Consider the following 4,119-nt stretch of genomic DNA (forward strand, 5'->3'; position numbering starts at 1 on the left):
TGTCCGTCGTCGACGCCCACTGCCACGGCGTACGACTCGCCGACCTGCTCGCGCAGCCACCAACGGGATGGGCCGACAGGATCACGCTGATCGGGATGTGCATGGCCTCGTCCGTAACGGCCGCCGCCGAGTCGCGGAAGCAGGTCTCGGCGCTCACCGAGTGGACGATGTTCGCCTCCGCCGGGCGCCGGTGGCTGGCGCACTGGCTCGGAGTCGACGAGTCCGACGTGGACGAGGCGAGGATGACCAGGCTTCGAGACGACGCGGCCGCCTACCTCGGCGGCCTCATGGCCGACCAGAGGATCACGGACCTCTTCGTCGACGACGGCTACCCGCAACCGCCGGTCGACGCGGCGCAGTTCGGCGCGCTGGTCGGAGCCAACGCCCACCGTGTGGCCAGGATCGAACCGATCATCGACCGTGTGTGCGCGCAGGCCGACACGCTCGACGACGCCGTGGCGGCGTTCGAGGCGGAACTCGACGCCTGCGGCCGTGACCCGTCCTGCATCGCGTACAAGTCGATCATCGCCTACCGGAGCGGCCTCGACGTCGAGGATCCATGTGACGACGACGTGGCCACATCGTTCTCGGCGTGGAATGCGAGCGGTCTCGCCGGTGGTCGCCGCGAGACCAAGGCGCTGCGAGACCGATTTCTGCACATCACCTGTCGCAAGGCGGCCACCCATGACAAGGCCGTCCACATCCACTCCGGGGCCGGCGACCCCGACGTGCTGCTGGCCCACGCCCACGCAGCCGGCCTGGCGCCGCTCATCGCCGCCCATCCCGCCACCGCCATCGTGCTCATCCACGCCGGGTTCCCCTGGATCGAGGAGGCCGCCTACCTCGCCGGTATGTACCCGAACGTCCACATCGAGCTGTCCCTCTTCAACCCCTGGGCGACGCTCGACCTCGACCGGGGACTGCGGACCATCCTCGGGCTCGTGCCCACCTCCAAGGTGATGTACGGGTCCGACGAGGCGTCGGAGCCCGAAGTGCTGTGGATCTCGGCACGCCTGTTCCGCCGAGTCCTGGCCCGGGTTCTGGTCGGCGCCGTCGGCGACGACCTTCTCACACCGGCCGAGGGTGTGCGTACCGGCGAAGGCATCCTGGGCGCCAACGCCCTGCGGCTGCACGGGCTGGCGGCGACGTGAGGGAATCCGGACAAGCCACGGCAGACGTGGCCGCTGCCGTCAGCGCTCACATGAAACACCGCTCCGCCGAGTTTCTGTCGCTCCTCGACGAACTGGTCTCGATCGACTCGGGTCGTGACGCACCCGAGGGCATCGTCAAGGTCCAGGATGTGATCGTGAACCGCCTCACACGACTCGAAGGCGTCACGGTCGAGCGTGGGCATGAGGGCGGAATCGATCATCTGGCCGTCACGATTCCGGGTGGCGATGCGAGGGTGGTCCTGCTCGGTCACGCCGACACCGTCTTGGCGCGGGGAACGGCGGCGGAACGACCGCTTCGCGTGGAGGGACATGTCGCATTCGGCCCGGGAGTGGCCGACATGAAGGGGGGACTGGCGATGGCGGCCCTGGTCTGTGAAGCCCTCGTCGACGTTGGCGACCATCCCACGATCGAACTGGTCGTCGTCGGAGACGAGGAGACCCGGCTGGTGGCGCCCCCGTTCATGGACCGGATCGAGAGGGCCGACGCGTGTTTCGTCCTCGAGTGTGGGCGTCCCGGTGGCGGCTTCATAGTCCGGCGCAAAGGGGGACTCTGGGTGCGGCTGGAAGCCAAGGGCCGATCGGCCCATGCCGGCGTTCAGCCGGACTGGGGAACGTCGGCGATCGTGCAACTCTGTCAGACGGTGGTCGCCGTCGCCGAACTCCACCGGACGCGGGACGACCTCACCGTGTCCGTGGGCACGATCGCGGGAGGCTCCGCCCCCAACGTCGTCGCAGCGGAAGCCTGGGCCGACGTCGACATCCGGGCTTTCGGCGACGACGACCTCGACTGGGCTCGCCGCCGCGTCTTCGACATATGTGAGCGCTCATCGCTGTCGGTGTACGAGACGGGACGTTGGCCCCCGATGGGACTGGTGGACGAGAGTCTCTCCAACTTGTACCAGGGCGCCGGCCGAAGCCTCTCGGTGCCACTCCATCCGGAGTCCACCGGTGGCATGTCCGACGGCTGCTGGACGTCGACGGCGGGGATTCCCACCATCGACGGGGTCGGCCCGGAGGGCAGCAACGACCATTCACCCGAGGAACACATCGACCTGGCGAGCGTGCCTGCCCGGGCAGGGGCGTTGGCCGGTGCTATCGCCGCAACGACACGGAATAGGAGATAGAGAATGAAGAAATTGTATGCGCTGATCATCGCCGTGGCACTGACGCTCACGGCCTGTGGCGCAAACACAGCACCCGCCACGACCACGACGGAGGGGCCGTCGGTTACTACGACCGCTGGAGGCCAAGCGGCCCCAGTTGAGCCGATCCTGATCGGCTTCGTCGGGGACTTCTCCGACATTTACTCCTTCTACGACACCCCGGTGCGTGAAGGCGCCGAGTTGGCCGTTGCCGAGATCAACGCCGCCGGTGGTGTTCTCGGTCGCCCTCTCGAGTTCGTGGCCCGCGACGGTCGAAACAACCAGGACGAGACGATGCGTGCGACGCAGGAGTTGATCGGCCAGGGTGCCGCCTATCTGATCGGGTCAACCGGGGATCCGTATCTCGCCCAGGCCAGCCTTGCGTGCGAGGCCGGGATTCCCATCTCGACCGGTGACGGCACCGCTCCCACGCTCGTGGGAGACGCCGGGCCTTGTGCCTTCCAGTTGATCATGAGCGACAACCTGCAGGGCGCCGTCGACGCCGAGTACGCCTGGGGTCAGGGATACAAGACCGCATACCTGCTCCGCTCGACCGAGATCCCGTACACGAATGACTTGCCCACCTACTTCGCTGCGGCTTTCGAGCATGCCGGCGGCAAGGTCATCGGTGAAGACGTCTATCGGATCGACGCCGGCGACTACAACGTGCAGGTGACGGCGATCGCCGCTCTCGACCCGGCGCCGGACGTGATCTTCACGCCCATGTTCATTCCCGACACGCCCGTGTTCCTGCGTCAGCTCCGTGCGGCAGGCATCGAGATTCCGGTTCTCAGCACAGACGGCGCCGTCGACGCCAGCATCCTCGAAGCAGGAGACGCCGTCGAAGGGCTCGTGGCGACGACACACGCCTGGCCTGCCGATGACAACGCCATGGCCAAGTTCTATGCCAAGTACAAGGAGGCGACGGGCGCCGACCCGGAGTCACCGGTGGTCGCCATCGGCTATGACGAGATCTACATCGTCAAGCAGATCATCGAGGACGCCGGCTCGGCCGATCCCGCAGCCATGATCACCGCGTTGTTGAATCTCAAAGGATTCCAGGGTGTGACCGGTTCGCTGAGCATGGATCCGACCACGAGGCGGGTCGACAAAGAGGTCACCCTCGTCGAGATCTCGGGAGGCGAAATCCGCTTCCTTGACCAGTTCATGCCCGGCTTCATCCCGCAAGTTGGCTGAATGATGCTGAAGGTGCAGGGACTGTCGGCCGGATATGGACCTGTAGAGGTCCTGGCCGACCTGTCCCTGCACGTCGGCGAAGGCGAGGTCGTGGCGGTGCTCGGTGCCAACGGCGCCGGGAAGTCCACACTCTTGAACTCCCTCGTCGGCATCGTGACTCCCCGCTCCGGCTCGATCGAGTTCGACGGACGACAGATCGCCGGTCAAGCCACCGAGGACATCGTCCGGGGCGGCCTCACCCTCGTCCCGGAGGGTCGCAACGTGTTCGCTCGACTCACCGTCGCCGAGAACCTGGTGGTGGGCGCGTACAGTCGAAGGGGGAGGAACGTCAAAGCCGATCTCGACAGGCTCCTGGAACGGTTCCCGATCCTGGCGGCACGTCAGCATCAGACGGCCGGGACGCTGTCGGGCGGGGAGCAGCAGCAACTCGTCATCGCCCGCACCCTGATGTCGCGACCCAAGATGATCCTGCTGGATGAGCCGTCGCTCGGTCTCGCTCCGGTGATCGTCGACGTCGTCTTCGACCTGATCCGCGAACTCAGGGACACGGACGGGCTGACGATGGTGCTCGTCGAACAAAGCATCTCCCACGCCCTCGACGTGTCGTC

The 4,119-nt window shown here is 66.6% G+C and carries 4 protein-coding genes; all 4 read left to right on the forward strand.

All coding sequences use genetic code 11. The features are described from left to right. Window positions 1-1,151: amidohydrolase family protein (locus GWP04_12215; GenBank protein NIA26309.1), on the forward strand; the 1,151-nt coding region annotated here is incomplete at its 5' end. After that, on the forward strand, window positions 1,148-2,296 hold the full coding sequence (locus tag GWP04_12220) for a M20/M25/M40 family metallo-hydrolase (protein ID NIA26310.1): 1,149 nt from the start codon (window positions 1,148-1,150) through the stop codon (window positions 2,294-2,296). The genes GWP04_12215 and GWP04_12220, both read left to right, overlap by 4 nt. Before the next feature lie 3 nt (window positions 2,297-2,299). Continuing rightward, the gene (locus GWP04_12225) at window positions 2,300-3,511 is read left to right on the forward strand and encodes an ABC transporter substrate-binding protein (protein NIA26311.1); all 1,212 of its coding nucleotides are present in this window, start codon (window positions 2,300-2,302) and stop codon (window positions 3,509-3,511) included. Further along, a partial coding sequence (locus GWP04_12230; protein NIA26312.1) for an ATP-binding cassette domain-containing protein occupies window positions 3,512-4,119 on the forward strand: 608 nt, incomplete at its 3' end.

This window comes from Gammaproteobacteria bacterium (assembly GCA_011682695.1).
In the GTDB taxonomy this organism is placed as follows: Bacteria; Actinomycetota; Acidimicrobiia; order Spongiisociales; family UBA4744; genus BMS3Bbin01.

Excerpts from the sequence above, each read along its gene's own strand:
- GWP04_12225 (NIA26311.1), top strand. The coding sequence starts at position 2,300 with ATGAAGAAATTGTATGCGCTGATCATCGCCGTGGCACTGACGCTCACG.